12 protein-coding genes are annotated in these 17,857 nt (G+C 36.6%); all 12 read left to right on the forward strand.

Annotated features, from left to right (window positions below):
* The coding region (locus ACJAT0_RS05755; protein ID WP_415180884.1) for a phosphate acyltransferase at positions 1-1,715 on the forward strand (1,715 nt) is incomplete at its 5' end.
* A 71-nt stretch (positions 1,716-1,786) separates the two neighbouring features.
* On the forward strand, positions 1,787-2,368 hold the full coding sequence (gene ruvA, locus ACJAT0_RS05760) for a Holliday junction branch migration protein RuvA (RefSeq protein ID WP_374003025.1): 582 nt from the start codon (positions 1,787-1,789) through the stop codon (positions 2,366-2,368).
* A gap of 3 nt (positions 2,369-2,371) precedes the next feature.
* Positions 2,372-9,823: a cell surface protein SprA gene (gene sprA, locus ACJAT0_RS05765; protein WP_415180885.1), complete on the forward strand. Its 7,452-nt coding sequence runs from the start codon at positions 2,372-2,374 to the stop codon at positions 9,821-9,823.
* A gap of 86 nt (positions 9,824-9,909) precedes the next feature.
* Complete coding sequence (gene gcvH / locus ACJAT0_RS05770; protein WP_374003027.1) at positions 9,910-10,287, forward strand: glycine cleavage system protein GcvH; 378 nt, start codon at positions 9,910-9,912, stop codon at positions 10,285-10,287.
* Positions 10,287-10,709 (forward strand): VanZ family protein, encoded by a 423-nt coding sequence (locus ACJAT0_RS05775; protein WP_374003028.1) that lies wholly within the window; start codon positions 10,287-10,289, stop codon positions 10,707-10,709. Before gcvH ends, ACJAT0_RS05775 begins: the two co-directional genes overlap by 1 nt.
* Positions 10,710-10,763: 54 nt before the next feature.
* Positions 10,764-11,492 (forward strand): energy transducer TonB, encoded by a 729-nt coding sequence (locus tag ACJAT0_RS05780; protein WP_374003029.1) that lies wholly within the window; start codon positions 10,764-10,766, stop codon positions 11,490-11,492.
* Between the two features lie 106 nt (positions 11,493-11,598).
* On the forward strand, positions 11,599-12,426 hold the full coding sequence (locus ACJAT0_RS05785) for an energy transducer TonB (protein WP_415180886.1): 828 nt from the start codon (positions 11,599-11,601) through the stop codon (positions 12,424-12,426).
* Positions 12,427-12,524: 98 nt separating this feature from the next.
* Positions 12,525-14,639 (forward strand): gliding motility protein RemB, encoded by a 2,115-nt coding sequence (locus tag ACJAT0_RS05790; RefSeq protein WP_415180887.1) that lies wholly within the window; start codon positions 12,525-12,527, stop codon positions 14,637-14,639.
* Positions 14,640-14,940: 301 nt separating this feature from the next.
* Complete coding sequence (locus ACJAT0_RS05795; RefSeq protein ID WP_415180888.1) at positions 14,941-15,702, forward strand: GLPGLI family protein; 762 nt, start codon at positions 14,941-14,943, stop codon at positions 15,700-15,702.
* Between the two features lie 395 nt (positions 15,703-16,097).
* Positions 16,098-16,364 carry a hypothetical protein gene (locus ACJAT0_RS05800; protein WP_415180889.1) on the forward strand — a complete coding sequence of 89 codons (267 nt, stop codon included), beginning with the start codon at positions 16,098-16,100 and terminating at the stop codon, positions 16,362-16,364.
* Complete coding sequence (locus tag ACJAT0_RS05805; protein WP_415180890.1) at positions 16,358-17,143, forward strand: GLPGLI family protein; 786 nt, start codon at positions 16,358-16,360, stop codon at positions 17,141-17,143. The genes ACJAT0_RS05800 and ACJAT0_RS05805 overlap by 7 nt, the downstream gene beginning before the upstream one ends.
* Before the next feature lie 395 nt (positions 17,144-17,538).
* Positions 17,539-17,793 carry a hypothetical protein gene (locus tag ACJAT0_RS05810; protein WP_415180891.1) on the forward strand — a complete coding sequence of 85 codons (255 nt, stop codon included), beginning with the start codon at positions 17,539-17,541 and terminating at the stop codon, positions 17,791-17,793.
* Positions 17,794-17,857: the final 64 nt, after the last annotated feature.

Below are 17,857 nucleotides of genomic sequence, written 5' to 3' on the forward strand. Positions count from 1 at the left end.
TTATTTCTGGTGCTGGTAGTGCAGCGATTTCTTGTACGAATCTTTATGTGAAATTAGGGGCGAGGAAAGAAAATATCATGATGTTTGATATCGATGGATTGATCACCAAAGATCGAACTGACCTAGGTCTTGAACAGATGCAGTTTGCTACAGACAAGCCTAAGGTGAATCTGCGAGAAGCCTTTAAAGGGACTGATGTATTCTTGGGACTTTCAGCAGGTAATATTGTGGACGGAGCTATGTTGAAATCCATGAATGAATCTCCTATTGTTTTTGCCATGGCAAATCCTACTCCAGAAATAGATTACCATACCGCGATGGCTTCTAGAGAAGATATCATTATGGCAACTGGGAGAAGTGACCACCCCAATCAAGTGAACAATGTTTTGGGTTTCCCATTTATTTTTAGAGGTGCGATGGACGTACGAGCTACTAAAATTAACGAAGAAATGAAGTTGGCTGCAACTTATGCCATCGCACAATTAGCCAAAGAGCCAGTTCCCGAACAAGTAAATATTGCTTATGGGGAATTAAAGCTAGCCTTTGGGAAAGACTATATCATCCCCAAGCCATTTGACCCTAGATTGATATCTACAATTCCACCGGCCGTAGCAAGAGCAGCTATGGAGAGTGGCGTCGCAAAAGAACCCATTACAGATTGGGAAAAGTACGAAGAGCAGTTGCTTAGCCGCATGGGGTCAGATAATAAACTGGTGCGTTTGTTATTGAACCGTGCTAGAACCAACCCCAAGAGAATTGTATTTGCCGAAGCAGATAATATTGATGTCCTTAAGGCAGCACAAATTGTAATGGAAGAAGGGATAGGAATTCCTATTTTATTAGGTCGTCGCGATATGATTGAAGAATTGATGGAAGACCTAGGCTTTGATCAACCTTGTATGATCATCGATCCTAAGTCTGATGAAGAAAAAGAACGTAAAAATCGATATGCTCAAGAATTTTGGAAGCTAAGACACAGAAAAGGAACGACAGAATTTGATGCGGGTAAAACATTGAGACAGCGCAATTATTTTGCCGCCATGATGGTGAAATTAGGAGATGCAGATGCCTTGATCACAGGGGTTGCGCAATCCTATCCTATATCTGTACGACCTATGATGGAAATAATAGGTAAAGCTCCTGGAGTAGATAAAATTGCAACGACGAACTTGATGATAACGGCACGAGGTCCTTTATTTGTGTCAGATACTTCTATAAATATAAATCCGGACGCATTAGAATTAGCCAAAATCGCACAATTGACGGGTCGTACAGCTGCTATGTTCGGGATTTCTCCTGTAATTGCAATGACTTCCTATGCAAATTTTGGTTCTTCCTCGCATCCTCATGCCACAAAAGTGGCTGAGGCAGTAAAATATTTACACCAATATTATCCAGATTTATTAGTAGATGGAGAAATACAAACAGATTTTGCTCTAAATCCCGAGTTGTTACAAAGTAAGTTTCCTTTTTCTAAATTGGCTGGAAAAAAGGTAAATACGTTAATATTTCCTAATTTAGAAAGTGCCAATAGCACTTATAAGATGCTTAAGGAATTGAATGGAATAGATTCTATAGGGCCTATCATGATGGGAATGCAAAAGCCCGTTCATATTCTTCAATTAGGGGCAAGTGTAGATGAGATTGTCAATATGGCGGCTGTCGCTGTTATTGATGCACAACAAAAAGAAAAATATGCGAGTAAGAAGGAATAATTACCTTTATAATTCTTGTTATTTGATCCTTTATATTTTCTTACATTTGATTTCTTAAAATTTGTTAAATAATGATCGCACAGCTTCAAGGAAAACTGGTGGAAAAAAATATAACAGACGTAGTGATCGACTGCGGTGGCGTAGGGTATCTAGTGGAGATTTCCTTACATACTTATTCTTTAATTCCAGAAGGGGAGCTGATCAAGCTGTACACGTACCCTCTTGTAAGAGAAGACTCGCACCGTCTCTTTGGTTTTATGGAAAAAACAGAGCGAGAAGTTTTTAAGTTGTTGTTATCCGTTTCTGGTATAGGTGCTAACACGGCAAGAACGATGTTATCCAGCTTAGATCCTAATCAAATAGCGCAGGCTATTGCTTCTGGAGACGTAAGAACTATTCAGAGCGTTAAAGGAATAGGTACAAAAGGAGCACAACGTGTCATTCTAGATTTAAAAGATAAAATTCTTCAAGTACTCGATAATCCACAATTAACCATAGTAGCAAGCAATACTGGGAGAGAAGAAGCGTTATCTGCTTTAGAAACCTTGGGATATATGCGCAAACAAGCACAGAAAGTGGTCGATAAAATACTTTCTACTCAATCGGATGCTACCACAGAACAACTCATAAAACAAGCACTTAAACAATTATAAGATTTGAGATATAGTAAGAATAATCTAAGGGCTTTAGTTTTCCTTTTTTCTTTATTTGTATTCGCTTTCGCGAAAGGGCAAGAACCATCAGAAACGCCCCAAGATAGTACTAAAACAGGTGTTCGACTAGGCTCATTAAAACTGCCTGATCCACCTAGTATAGCCACGCTATATACCTATGATTCAAATTTGGATCGCTATGTATATTCCAGTTCATTCAACGGTTACAATATCGATTTTCCATTTATTCTTACCCGAGAGCAATATCTCGAGCGCGTTCTCAAGCAACAAATGATGGATTACTTTAGAGAAAAGTCAGCTGCTATAGCTGGAAAGTCTAAAGAAGATAAAGAAAAACAAAAAGACTTACTCCCAAATTTTTATGTGAATTCAGATCTATTTGCGTCCATTTTTGGAGGTACCGAGATAGATATTGATCCACAAGGATCTGTAGAAGTAGATTTAGGATTGTTATTCAATCGCTCTGATAATCCAAGTTTTTCCCCTAGAAATAGACAAAACCTTACCTTCGATTTTAATCAGCGTATCAATTTAAGTCTGGTAGGTAAAGTAGGAACAAGGTTACAGGTAAATGCCAATTATGACACCCAAAGTACCTTTAACTTCCAGAATCAAATCAAATTAGATTATACACCTACCGAAGATGATATTCTTCAAAGTATAGAAGTAGGTAACGTTGCGATGCCACTCAATTCTCAGTTGATACGTGGTGCGCAAAGCCTCTTCGGTATCAAGACAGAGTTGCAATTTGGTAAGACCAGAATAACTGCCGTATTCTCAGAACAACAATCAGAATCTAGAACCGTACAAGCTGCTGGAGGAGCTACTATTAATGATTTTGACTTTTTCTCACTTGATTATGATGAGAACAGGCATTATTTTTTATCGCATTACTTTAGGGATAATTACGACAGCTCTTTACAGAATTACCCTTTTATCAATAATAATATCCAGATCACACGGGCTGAAGTATGGATAACCAACAGAGGTAATAGAACCCAAGACGTACGTAATCTGGTGGCAATTCAAGATATAGGGGAATCAGATCCTAGCAATATTGGAATAGAGGAATTACCTAGTGGTTTTTCAAATGTGCCTGCTGGAAATTTTCCAGATAATGGAAACAACGATTTTAATCCAGAAGGAATTAATGGCGGTGGACAAACGATCCTTAATTCTCAGATCAGAGATATAGGTACTGTTCAAGGAGGTTTTGGCACAACAGTAACAGTGAATGAAGGCTTTGATTATGTGACTCTAGAGAATGCGCGTAAACTTACGCCACAGGAGTATACCTTAAACACGCAGTTGGGATACATTTCCTTAAGACAGCGATTAAATAATGATGAAGTGCTTGGTGTAGCCTTTCAATATACCTCTGGTGGGCAGGTGTATCAGGTAGGAGAATTTGCAAATGATGGGGTCGCTGCAACTACAGTAAGCGGGGACGATACAGATAACGATACAATTCCAAATAGTGCAGATGTTGACGTTAATGGAGATGGTGTAAATGATAATGGTACAGACACAGATGGTGATGGAATTAACGATACTGCCGATGTAGATCAAACTGGTGGAATTGATGCAGATGGTGATGGACTAGATGATTCATTATTTCCAGTAGGGCAGGGAATCGTGGTAAATAATCAAAATTTAATAGTAAAGTTATTAAAGAGTAACCTGACTAACGTGAGTGAACCTATTTGGGATTTAATGATGAAAAACGTCTACAATCTAGGCGGCTTCCAGCTTACCCCAGAAGATTTTAGACTGAATATCTTCTATCAATATCCGCCAGAGCTCAATTACATCACTGCAGCTGAAGGAATCCCAGAAAATTTAATAACAGGAACACCCGAAGTTCCAGCAGTTGCCTTACCAGCAGATGTTGATCAAACTACCTTAATACGAGTTTTTAACCTCGATAGATTGAACCAGCAACAGGACCCACAACCTCAAGGAGATGGTTTCTTTGATTTTGTTCCAGGTATAACTATAGATCCAGAAAATGGCAGGATTATATTCACAACAGTAGAGCCTTTTGGAAGCCATATATTTAATAAACTGGACAATACTCCTGGAACTGGCACAGAAGATTATGAGGATCCCGCGACTTATAATGCCAATCAAGCCAAGTATGTGTACCGAGATATGTACCGCACCACAAAGGCACAAGCGTTGCAAAGTGCTGATAAAAATAAATATTTAATAAAGGGAGAATACAAAGCAACTGGGCAGGAAGGAATTCCTATAGGGGGTTTTAACGTTCCAAGAGGGAGCGTTACCGTAACGGCAGGTGGAAGAACGCTTCAAGAAGGAATCGATTATACAGTAGATTATCAATTGGGTCGCGTAATTATTCTAGATCAGGCCTTATTGAATTCGAATACACCTATCCAAGTTTCTACAGAAAACAATTCTGTTTTTAACCAGCAAACCAAACGTTTTACAGGAATTAATGTGGAGCATAAATTTAGTGAGGACTTTATATTAGGAGGGACCTTTTTAAACTTAAAAGAGCGTCCTATAACTCAAAAAGCTACTTATGGATTTGAGCCTATTAATAATACCATAATAGGAGCTAATTTTTTGTATAATACGCAAGTGCCCTTTTTGACCAGGTTAGCCAATAAGCTTCCTAATGTGGATACAGATGTGGTGTCCAATTTATCCTTACGAGGGGAAGTTGCTTACTTATTTCCTGGCTCACCAGCTGGTGATGATTTTGGAGGTCAGGCAGCTGCTTATGTAGATGACTTTGAAGGGTCGCAAACTTCTATTGATATTTTGACACCATTCTCTTGGTCCCTAGCAAGTGTCCCTAAAGCCTTTGAAGGGAATAACGGAATGTCAAATCCGCTGTCGTATAATTTTATGAGAGCAAAAATGGCTTGGTATACCATTGATCCTATTTTCTATGGCAATCAACGGCCCAACGGTGTTACAGATGTAGATGTTTCCAATTATAAGTCCAGAAGAGTATTTGTTAACGAAATTTTTCCAGTTACAGATTTGCAGCAAGGACAGCAACAAGTCATCAATACCCTAGACATGGCTTACTACCCTAATGAGCGTGGTCAGTACAATTATAACCCTGCCGCTGCTGGTACAAATGTGTTGCCTAATCCACAGGATAATTGGGGTGGGATTATGAGACAGTTTTCCAGTACTGATTTTGAACAGACTAACGTAGAGTACATACAATTCTGGATCATGGATCCGTTTTTTGCGCAAGATCCAGCTGAAAATCCTGGTCAAACTCCCTTTATTGATAACAGCGGTACTATTACTATTAACCTAGGGAGTATTTCTGAAGATATTTTAAAAGATAACCGGAAGCAATTTGAAAACGGACTTCCTAATGATGGGGGCACGCTACTTACCACAAATACGGCTTATGGAAAAGTTCCTGTGAATCAATCTTTAGTATATGCTTTTGATACCAACGGAGCAGATCGGGATAACCAAGATATAGGACTGGATGGATATAGCGATAATGAAGAATTAACAGACTTCCCTACTTTTGGACCTATTGATCCTGCGGGAGATAATTATGAATTTTTTGCTGCAGCGACCGGAGATATTCCCATGCGTTATAAGAATTATAATGGTACTGAAGGTAATTCACCCACTGCTGTTTCTCAGGATAATCGCGGTTCCACTACGTTGCCTGATGTGGAAGATATCAACCGAGACAACACCATGAATACCATTGATAGTTATTATTCCTATGATATTCCATTTAATAATGTCCGTAATAAATTAGAAAGTCCGTTTATTTCAGATCAAAAAGAAACACCATTAATTACCAATCCAGATGGAACCCAAAGTAAAACTCGATGGGTGCAGTTGCGCATCCCATTAAGTGACACGACTCGAGAGGCGATAGGTGGTATTGGGGATTTTAGAGCTATACGTTTTATGAGGATGTATCTTACGGATTTTGAAGAGGATATAACACTGAGATTTGGATCTTTAGATTTGGTTAGGGGGGATTATCGTCAGTACACAGAAAATATAAGTGAAGACAATACTCCACAGAATAGTCAATCTGTTTTTGAAGTTCAAGGAGTTAATATTGAAAATAATAATGAACGGGAGCCAGTTGCCTATGCCTTACCTCCAGGTGTGTTGCGAGAGGAGTTAAGAACTCAAAATCAAAATATCAGACAAAACGAACAATCTCTAGCGTTAAGAGTACAAAATTTAGAGTCAGAAGGAGCGAGAGCAGTATTTAAGAATATAAGAATAGATATGCGACAGTATGAGAGTCTCGAGATGTTCTTGCATGTGGATCATGGCAACTTTCCAGATCAATCTGTTGAAGACGGAGAAATAGAGGCTTTTGTAAGATTTGGTGTAGATTTCACTCAAAATTATTACGAGGTACGATTGCCATTAACGATAACACAACCTGGGTTGAATCTTTCTAGTGAAGAAGTATGGCCTACGGAGAATAATTTTAAGATCAACTTAGAGTTATTACAAAAAATTAAATCTGAAGTGCTTGGAAATCCTAATTTAAATCCTAGCGATTTAAGTGACCCCATCACAGAATCAGCTTTGGGAGGTGCTAATAGCGGTCCAAATCAACATACTTATTTAATAAAAGGAAATCCCAACTTTGGAGATATAAGGTCTTTAATGATAGGTGTTAGAAATGCATCTGAGGACTTAGTTAGTGGGGAAGTATGGTTCAATGAAATGAGGCTGTCAGGATTAAAAAATCAAGGGGGTTATGCTGCGGTGATGAGTATGGATGCCAACATTGCAGATTTTGCAAGTGTAAGCGCTACGGGAAGGAGAAGTACGATAGGTTTTGGGGCTATTGAGCAAGGGCCGCAAGAAAGAAGTCGCGAGAATGTGACTCAATATGACGTCACTACGAACATAAGTCTAGGGAAACTGCTTCCAGAGAAATGGGGTGTTTCTTTACCTTTTTCTTACAGTATAGGAGAAGAAACTATTACCCCACAATTTGATCCTCAATTTGAAGATATTGAATTGGAGGCAAGACTTGATAGTGCTAATAGTGACGATGATCGGGACGCTATAAGAGAACAGTCTGAAGATTATACCAGAAGACAAAGCATCAACTTAATAGGAGTGCGTAAGGAGCGTACTGGTGATTCAAAACCTATGCCTTATGATGTTGAAAACTTCACTTTTTCAGGTTCTTATAATCAAACAGATCAACGTAATTTTGAGGTAGAAAATTTCCAAGATCAATCGGTAAATGCGGGCGGTACATATAATTATGCATTTCCTAAAGGAGATTTGGAGCCTTTTAAGAATGTGAAATGGTTTGACAATTCTTATTTAAAGTTTATCAAGGATTTGAATTTTAATCCGCTCCCTAATAATTTATCAGCAGGATTAAATGTATTGCGACAGTACAACACTCAGAAATTTCGTGATTTACAGTTGGATACCAATCCAGTAGATTTAAACGGCGATGGTCTCCCAGACGCTCAAAATATTACACTGGCGCCATTGACCAACCGCAATTTCACGATGAATCACCAGTACGCCATTAACTGGGATTTAACAAAGTCGCTGCAGGTAAACTTGTCTGCAAACAGTGACCGTTTGATACGAAATTATGTGAACGAAGACGAAACGATTGACGAAAATTATACGTTGTGGACTGATTTTTTTGATGAGGGAATTCCCAACTCACACTCACAACAGCTTCAGCTTACATATAAATTGCCCTTTGATAAGTTTCCTTTTCTCGCTTTCGCGAAAGCGAACTACACCTACACTTCTAACTTTAACTGGACGCGCAACCAGCAACAATTTGCACAGTTAGAAGATATTCCTGATTTAGGAAACTCTATCCAGAATGCAAATACGCATCGCATCAATGGAACGCTAGACTTGGATAAACTTTATAAATATGTAGGTCTGGAAAAAAAGAAATTTGGTGCAACGGCAAGCAAGGCCGTAAGGTCGAGAAAGAACGCAAGAACTAGAAGTAAAAAGCCGCCAACTAATCCAACTGAAAAAGGGGCAGACCTGCCTAAAGTTCCCAAAAATAATTTTGCAAACAAGGCCTATAATACTTTAATAGGTATCGTAACTTCTGTAAAAAGAGCACAGATTAATTATCAAGAAACAAACGGTATAATCTTACCAGGATATACGCCAGATATAGGTTTTATAGGAACTCTGAAGCCTACAACTGGATTTATCTTTGGAAGTCAAGCAGAAATCCGAACATTAGCAGCACAGCGTGGTTGGTTGACTTTGTATCAAGATTTCAATCAGCAATACAGGGAGGTAGAAACAAGACAATTAGATTTTAATTTTAAAGTAGATTTATTGAAGGATCTTTCTATAGATATATTAGGAAATCGAGCTTATCAAGAAACTTATTCGGAGAATTACAAAGTAAATGAAGATGATTTAACCTATCAATCGCTTACACCTAATAACTTAGGTAATTTCAATGTTTCTACTTTGATGATAGGTACAGCATTTCAAAAAAGCACCATTGACGGTTCGGAGACTTTTGACGCTTTTAGAACCAATAGGCTTACCGTGGCAAATAGGCTGGCTACCGCATTTTATGGTGGGAGCACATTTACTAGAGATGTAGATGGTTATCCAGAAGGTTTTTCAAGAAATAGCCAGCAAGTTCTATTACCAGCCTTTCTAGCTGCTTATGAAGGTAGAGACGTAGAGAAACAAGGATCTAATGCCTTTAGAGATATTCCTCTACCTAATTGGACAGTCAAGTATACTGGATTGATGAACTTAAAATGGTTCAAGAAGCGTTTCCGAAGGTTTTCTGTAAATCACGGTTATCGTTCTACCTATACCATCAATCAGTTCCAGACTAATCTAGATTTTGCAGAAGGGAATGGAGCACTAGCGTACCAAGAGCAATTAGGAACAAATGCACTCAATCAAAACGGGGATTTTAAAGCTAGAAACTTATTCTTTAATATCAATCTTGCAGAGCAATTCAGTCCATTAATCAAATTAGATTTTGAGATGAAGAACTCTGTTTCTGTTGCTGCTGAGCTGAGAAAAGATCGTGTAATTTCATTAAGTTTTGATAACAATTTGCTTACTGAGATTATTGGTAATGAGTTGATTTTAGGATTAGGGTACCGCATTAAAGATTTGAGGTTTAATACGAATGTAGGTGGCAGGAGTAAAGTCATCAAAAGTGATTTAAATTTAAGATTAGACGGCTCTGTTAGAGATAACATAACGATCATAAGATATTTAGATTTAGATAACAGTCAGGCAACTGCTGGACAGACTATTTATGGACTCAAGTTCACAGCAGACTATAATTTGAGTACAGCATTTACAGCGATCTTTTATTACGATCATACGTTTTCAGAATTTGCTATTTCTACAGCATTTCCGCAAACAACTATACGCAGTGGAATTACGCTGCGGTATACATTTGGTAATTAATTGTATTTATAATCGCGAATTAGACTCCAAGGTTTGAAATAATAAATATACTTATCTTAAATTTACAGCAACAAAAAAGAAATAAAATGAACATCCCATTAGAATTAAAGTATACTAAAGATCACGAGTGGATCAAAATAGACGGCGACATTGCGATCATAGGTATTACAGACTTTGCTCAAAGTGAGTTAGGCGATATCGTTTATGTAGAGGTAGAGACCGTGGATGAGACAATGGATCAAGAAGAAGTTTTTGGGACGGTAGAAGCCGTAAAAACAGTGTCTGATTTATTTTTGCCATTATCAGGTGAAATTACAGCGTTTAATGATCAACTAGAAGAAGATCCAGAACTGGTAAATTCTGATCCTTATGGGAAAGGATGGATGATTAAAATGAAATATACAGATGCTACTCAAATAGAGGACTTACTGAGTGCAGAAGCCTATAAGGAACTAGTCGGGTAATGCAAAAAATTCCTTACTGGACAGCACCTCTTTATACCGTTGTTATTGTAATAGCATCATTACTAAATAATGCGGTGCCCTCAGTAAATATAAATCACGTTGATAAAATTTACCACGCTGGTGCTTATTTTATTATGGCACTAGTGTGGTATTTCTTTTTTTATGCCCGTTTTTTGAGCAAACAGAATCTTACCTCTTTTGGAATAAAAACCATTCTTAAAAATTGGTCACACACTATTGCTATAGGAGCGAGTGTTTTCTCCTTGGTAATAGGAATATGTATTGAATTGGGTCAGGAATATATATCTATCAATAGAATGATGGATTTTAGGGACGTATTAGCTAATATTGCTGGCATAATTCTTGCAATATCTATTTTAAGGATCACAGATAAATTATATCAACAACATAAAATTAATTAAATTCTTTATTAGCAGAAAGATTTCATTATTTTTAACCTCTTAAATACAGCCATTATGGAAGTAAAAAAATCAGAAAAAGCAGATTTACGTAAGAACATTACACTATACTCCTTATCGGGGCTAGCTTTTATGTTATTGCTATCATGGCAAGGAATTGAGTATGAGTCTAAAACCGTGGAAATAGAAGAGGTTTTTGAACTATCAGACGAATTCTTTGTTGAAGAAGAGATTCCTATTACACAAATGTTGGATACACCACCACCACCACCACCACCACCACCAGCTCCAGAAGTTCTTGATGTAGTTGAAAACGATGTGGAGATCGAAGAGGTGATTATCGAAAGTACAGAGACTGATGAGGAAGAAGAGATTGTCGAGATAGATGAAGTATCTGAAGAAGCCGGTGTTGAAGAGGTAATTGCAGATGTACCATTTGCTATTATCGAAAATGTTCCAATTTACCCGGGATGTGAAAAGATGAAAAACAATGCAGATCGTAAGAAATGTATGAGTGAGAAAATCACAAAATTTGTAAATAGAGAATTTAATACGGGACTTGCAACCGAACTTGGTCTCGAAGGAAGACAGAAAATATCTGTTCAATTTAAAATCGACGCTAAAGGCGATGTAGTAGGAATTCAATCTAGGGCAAAGCACCCTAAACTACAAAGTGAAGCAGCCAGAGTAATTAAAAAATTACCTACCATGATCCCAGGAATGCAAAGAGGTAAACCTGTAGGTGTTATTTATGCGTTACCTATTATTTTTCAAGTTCAAGACTAGAACTGTTTTCATTTTGTCTTATTTAAAACCCCAACCTTTTCTAGGTTGGGATTTTTTTTTGGTACGCTTCTTGATTTCTATACGCAATAATATAAAACCATTTATTATGAACACTTCAAATGAGCCAAGGGGCGCTGCAACTCCTTTGAATACTCGTCGTGCAGATAAAAAGGCGGCAAATACAAAAGTCAATCCAATTATCAACTTTCAGATAGGGTTAATAGCTGCTTTAGTGGCTGTATTTTTTATAATGGAACTATCTACTGCAGTTCCAAGTATACCTCTAAACCCGCCAATAACTGTCGCTTTGACGCTAGAGAAGGGCTATACGGGACCAGTAACGATTATTCCAAATCACAAGGTTAAGCCAGAAATAGAAAAGCTAAAGCGACCTAAGATAATACCTGTCAAAACCGATCTTACCAAGGCTCCAGAAATAGGGAAAGAAGAGGTTCTAGATGTTTCAGACACAAATAAAGAATCCGTGGGTCCGGTATCTACTGTACCAGTAAAGAATGGATCCCTAAATAAAGAAACAGGCACAAGTAAAGAAGCACCAGCAGCAACTTTTAAGCCGTCTCATATAGCGGCTCTTCATGAGGTTCCATTATTCCCTGGTTGTAGTTCTATTATGGACAGTGAGGAACGAGTAGATTGTTTAAATAAAAAAATGGCTCGTTTTATACAACGTAAGTTTGATGTAAATCTTGCAAACTCTATGAATGGAAATGACGTGGTTAAAATTTCTGTTCAATTTACTATCGGGATAGATGGATTTCCTAAAGATATTTTAGTGAAAGCACCTAATGAAAAACTAGAAGAGGAGGCTTATGAGGTCATCTCTAGATTGCCTAAAATGATTCCAGGTAAAATAGATAACAAGTCAGTTAATGTTACTTATGCTTTGCCTATTAGATTCCAAGTAACTAATTAATAGTAGGTCATTGATTTTTTAAAGCTATGGTGATTCATGGCTTTGCTCTTTTTGGGGCGCTTATTAAAACAAGTATATTTGTGACTCATTAAGAAGCTATGAAATTTTTATTTACGTTCCTTATCCTCCTATTTTTTAACCTGATATCGGCCCAATCAGATATGGAGAGGTTTCCAGTTTTTGACGGGTGTAAAGAAAAAGCTAGTGATCAATTAGAAGATTGTTTTTATGCTAGGCTCTATGTGCAACTCAAGGATAGCTATAGGCATCCTGTCAAGAAAGACAGCATTAAAAACCAGTCTGTTACAATCAGATTTGAAGTAGATCGGGAAGGTAAATTTGTATTGATAAGAACAGATGCGTTAAAAGCATCTGTTAAAGAGGGGATGATCAAAGCCTTTGAAAATCTGCCTCAAGTAGAGGCGCCTACTTTCAATGGAGCTCCTACTTACATGCAATTTATACTTAATATTCCTATTCCTATGAAGGATTTTGGTTCTTTTCAAGTGTACAGCAGTTCAAATAAGGATCTAAAAAAACAAAATAGAAAGGAGGAGGAGGAAGACAGTCTCGCTTTCGCAAAAGCGAATGAAGAATACAGTACTATTTTAACCGATCAGTATGATAGAAATCAACTCAGGTCTGATGCCATTATCCCGCTTTCTTACCAAAGATACCATCGATATGAAGCGGCTATGAACCGAGTAGGAAATAATGCACATACGGCTGTAAAGCCTTATACTTTTAACTATGTAGATCAATATTTTGATCTAGAAGCAGAGCGGGAATCTCTTCTTAAAGAACGAGAAACCTGGTTAGGTCGCAAGTGGTCCAATGAGCACTTCTTTGAAGTAGCAGGAAAGGATTACTGGTTTGTGGTAGATCCTGGAGTGGATCTACAAGTAGGAAGAGATTCAAGAGATGAGGTAACTACCTATAATAATACCAGACTGGTCCATGTAAGCGGAGGGATCGGTAGTCAGATTACATTTGGCACAAGTATTCAAGAGTCTCAAGGTAGATTTCCAGGGTATTTTGAAAGAGAGGTTAGACTGCGAGCGCCAGACGGCGGTAATCCTGGAATTGTTCCTGGTCGTGGAATAGCGGAAGACGGCGGAGAAAACGTTTTTGATTATCCAGTAGCTACAGGATATGTAAATTATAAGCCTAGTAAATACTTCGATTTACAATTAGGACATGGACAGCACTTTATAGGTGACGGCTATCGTTCCTTAGTCTTGAGTGATAACTCACAACCCTTTCCTTATTTTAAATTGAATGCAAAATTCTGGAAACTAGATTACACCGTATTATACACTTCTTTAAGAGATGTGCGTTCTGAGGTAACTGCTGATGATTCTTTCCGCACCAAGTTCATGACGCATCATTACTTAAGCTGGAATGCAACTAAAAGATTAAATATAGGACTTTTTGAAAGTGTCTTGTGGCAAGATGATAACCAGAGAGGCTTTGACTTCAATTACCTCAATCCAATGATTTTTTACCAATCTATAGAATTGCAAACAGGTTCTCGTGGAGGAAACGCGTTGTTAGGTTTTACAGCAAAATATAAATTCACTGATTTTATAACTGGTTATGGACAGCTCACCCTAGACGAGTTTTCTGGAGCTTCTGTGGTTCGTGGAGCTGGTAGTTACCAGAATAAAAGTGCTTATCAATTAGGGGTCAAGTGGCAAAATGCTTTTAAACTGCCTAACTTGATGGTGCAACTAGAATACAACAGAGTACGACCTTATACCTATTCTCATAATACAGTCGTCTTAAATTATGCCAATAGCAATCAAGCGCTGGCGCATCCTTGGGGAGCAAATTTTTATGAGACTATCTTAATAGGCCGTTATACCAAAGACCGCTGGTATGGAATTGCCAAAGCCATTTATGGAGAACGAGGGTATGATATTCTTCTCCATGGAGATACTGCTTTTTATGGCGGTAATATTTATGGCTCTGAAGATGATCGCATCTCAGATAACGGTAATGAAACGGTACAAGGTAATATCTCCAATTTCTTTTTCGGACACTTAGAAGCTGGTTATGTGATCAATCCAGCAAGTAGGTTAAAGGTATTTGGTCAGTTAGTTTACCGCAGTCAGAATCCGCGATTTAATAATGATGTGGTACGTGGAGAAAGCACAGTATGGTTAAATTTTGGGTTGCGTACTGATATTATGAATTGGTCCTTTGATAGGTAGTCCTGGAATACTTCTGTTTGATAAAAGAATAAAGATTGCTGTGCTGTCAGCATATTATCGTATAGACCATAAACTCTTCGATGATGATCAGTTCAGCACAAGTAAAAAGTAACAAAGAATTAAAAAAGGAATATTTTTTAGGAAGTGCTTCGAGCTTTCAATATTTTAATGTCATAGAAACCGTTCATACGGCGCGCGCGTATGATCGCGAGATTTATTATTTCTCCTTCAAATAGCTCGTTAACGGTTTTCTACCCATAATACCGCTTTACCTTCAAAGGCCGCATATAACAAGTTTTTTATGAAGCTTATACTATTCCTTTTCATTTTTCCTGTTTTGTGTTTTTCACAAACTATTAAAGTAAATTATATATTTACTACAGATAGTTACCAAAAACAAGAAATATTATATGCAGATTTTAATTCATCTTATTATTATAACGAACCTTATGCAGGTTTAAATTCAGCAAAAGATAAAGTAGAAGGTACCGATATAACTTTGGTTCAAAAAGACATTAAACTTAACAAGATAGAATTTTTTCAAGAAAAAGAAAGTCAAACAATCTTATACCAATTAAAATACAAAGGTGAGAAAAGATTGATAACCGATTCAGTTCCAAATATCGATTGGGTAATTGTTAAGAAAGAAGTAAAAAAAATAAACGGCTACATCTGTAATAAAGCAACTACTCATTTTAGAGGAAGAGATTATGAGGCATGGTTTACACCGGAAATTCCGATTACTTTTGGACCTTTTAAGTTCAAAGGTCTTCCAGGTTTAATACTGATATTGAATTCTACAGGGGGAAATTCAAATAAATCATGGATTGCAACTAATATTGCAACTTTGGATAAAGATTTTCAAATGCCTCCTGTATGCACGAACTGTATAAATATGACCATTAGAGAGTTTGTTGAATATAAACAAAAGCTTAGGGAAGAGGCAAGTAAGGCAAGTATAGCCAGATTACCAAAGGGATATGCTAATGTTAAAACTTCCTACAAAAGATTAAGCATTGAAACAGTCTACGAATGGGAAACCGAAGATGAAGAAAAAAAATAAGTTCAGATATTTATTTAACTCAAAGAAAAAGACCCTAACCGGTCTTTTTCTATTTTTACTATGCTTTATAGGCAATGCACAAATCTCTGGTACTGCGGTAAATGAATTAAAAGAACCGGTGGCTTTTGTTAACTCAACTATCACAATGCATCTATAGTTTTTACCGTCACATAAGCCTTGTTAACCTCAGTAGGATTGGTGATAAAAAGGAACTGTTACTCTTTCAGAAACAGTTAAGGGGATGTAGAAAAGCATTCATTGATCGATAAACGACCTTATAAAGCTACTTATTTTGTTAAAAATAAAAATAATAAAAAAATAATTAGGATTTTTCTTAGTTTCTTAGTTTCTTACTTTCTTAGTGCTCTAAATGAATCATTTATAACATGTTAATTATGAGAAAATTAGTTTTTGCAGCACTAGCTGGAGTATTTATGTTGAGTAGTGGGTTTAGTCCATATTCTGAAACTGAAAATTCATTAAAAACAAAAAATCCATTTTATGATTGTCAATACACAATAACGGCATCATGGACAAACGTTTTTGGTCAAGAATTTTCAGAAACACGATCTTTTTCTGCAGTAACAGTTGGTCCAAGAGATTGTCAAGGTACTATGGATATGCATGTTACAGCTTTAAATCTGGGACTTAGAGAATGGTAATAATTCGGAATTTATTTTTAGCTTATTTATTCCTATTCACTTCAGTTCTGTCTAGTCAGAATAAAGCTTTAGTTGCTGAATATACTTATTCAAATAGATCATCTAATCGAATAGAAGTATTAATCGCGAATGAAACCGAAGGGTTTTACCAAGTATTGAATAAAAAAGCTTTAGAAAAATCTACACCAAAAACCGAATTGAAGGATGGAAGTTATACTATTAGTGGATTGAAAAACAGCACTTTTTCTAATTTTATATTTTTAAACGTATCTGACACTTTAAATTATTCTTATTTAAAAACACAAAATCAAGAAATGATGGTTTTGGATGAAATGCCAAAATTGGAATGGAAATTATTAAAAGAGGATAAATTAATAGACAAGTATATTTGTAAAAAGGCTGAAGTTCAATTTAGAGGTAGAAAATTTACCGCATGGTATGCTCCAGAAATAGCTGTTCCATTTGGTCCATTTAAATTTAAAGGTTTGCCAGGTCTTATAATTAATGTAGAATCTACTTATAATGGCAGTACTTTATATTGGAATCTTACATCTTTGAAATATGATAATTCTATAGTTGTTCCTAATAAAAGCGATTTTGAAGGAAAGGAATTTACTTTACGTGAAGTCCTGACTAATGAAACAAATGAGAGAAATGATCGTAGCAAACGAACTCTTGCAAAGATGGGAAGAGGTATTCGTCAAACTAAGGTTACCTTAGAGCGACTTGGTGCAGAAAGAATCTACGAATGGGAAACCAAAAATGAAGAAAATAAATAAATTCAAATATTTATTAAACTTAAACAAAAAGACCCTAACCGGTCTTTTTCTATTTTTACTATGCTTTATAGGCAATGCACAAATCTCTGGTACTGCGGTAAATGAATTAAAAGAACCGGTGGCCTTTGCTAACTCAACTATCACAATGCATCTATTGTTTTTACCCTCACATAAGCTTTGTTAACCTCAGTAGGATTGGTGATAAAAAGAGCCTGTTACTTTTTCAGGAACAGTTAAGGGGATGTAGAAAAGCATTCAATAATCGATAAACGACCTTATAAAGCTACTTATTTTGTTAAAAATCAAGATAATAAAAAAATAATTAGGATATTTCTTATTTTATTATTTTCTTAATTTCTTAGTGCTCTAAATGAATCATTTAAAACATGTTAATTATGAGAAAATTAGTTTTTGCAGCACTAGCTGGAGTATTTATGTGGAGTAGTGGGTTTGTTTCATCTGAAATAGATAACACAGAATCAATTATTAGTAATTGTGAAATAGTTATTACTAGAACGACTATAGGCGATAATGGGGATAAAATTACTGAAACAAGAACTCATTATTACAATGCGGCTGATGAACGTGATTATAATTACGTCAGCGGGCAGACTTTAAGAATGTACCAATTAGGGTTTTTGAAATTTTAAAATAAAATATATTGATTGAGGTCGTTCATAAAGTAGATGACCTCAATTTCTTTTACGTATGGTT

It is taken from the genome of Nonlabens sp. (genome assembly GCF_047636915.1).
Classification (GTDB): Bacteria; Bacteroidota; Bacteroidia; order Flavobacteriales; family Flavobacteriaceae; genus Nonlabens.

What these genes read in the sequence shown, in the direction of transcription:
- ruvA (WP_374003025.1), top strand. Translation starts at nt 1,787, where the DNA reads ATGATCGCACAGCTTCAAGGAAAACTGGTGGAAAAAAATATAACAGAC.
- gcvH (WP_374003027.1), top strand. Translation starts at nt 9,910, where the DNA reads ATGAACATCCCATTAGAATTAAAGTATACTAAAGATCACGAGTGGATC.
- ACJAT0_RS05775 (WP_374003028.1), top strand. Translation starts at nt 10,287, where the DNA reads ATGCAAAAAATTCCTTACTGGACAGCACCTCTTTATACCGTTGTTATT.
- ACJAT0_RS05780 (WP_374003029.1), top strand. Translation starts at nt 10,764, where the DNA reads ATGGAAGTAAAAAAATCAGAAAAAGCAGATTTACGTAAGAACATTACA.
- ACJAT0_RS05785 (WP_415180886.1), top strand. Translation starts at nt 11,599, where the DNA reads ATGAACACTTCAAATGAGCCAAGGGGCGCTGCAACTCCTTTGAATACT.
- ACJAT0_RS05790 (WP_415180887.1), top strand. Translation starts at nt 12,525, where the DNA reads ATGAAATTTTTATTTACGTTCCTTATCCTCCTATTTTTTAACCTGATA.
- ACJAT0_RS05795 (WP_415180888.1), top strand. Translation starts at nt 14,941, where the DNA reads ATGAAGCTTATACTATTCCTTTTCATTTTTCCTGTTTTGTGTTTTTCA.
- ACJAT0_RS05800 (WP_415180889.1), top strand. Translation starts at nt 16,098, where the DNA reads ATGAGAAAATTAGTTTTTGCAGCACTAGCTGGAGTATTTATGTTGAGT.
- ACJAT0_RS05805 (WP_415180890.1), top strand. Translation starts at nt 16,358, where the DNA reads ATGGTAATAATTCGGAATTTATTTTTAGCTTATTTATTCCTATTCACT.
- ACJAT0_RS05810 (WP_415180891.1), top strand. Translation starts at nt 17,539, where the DNA reads ATGAGAAAATTAGTTTTTGCAGCACTAGCTGGAGTATTTATGTGGAGT.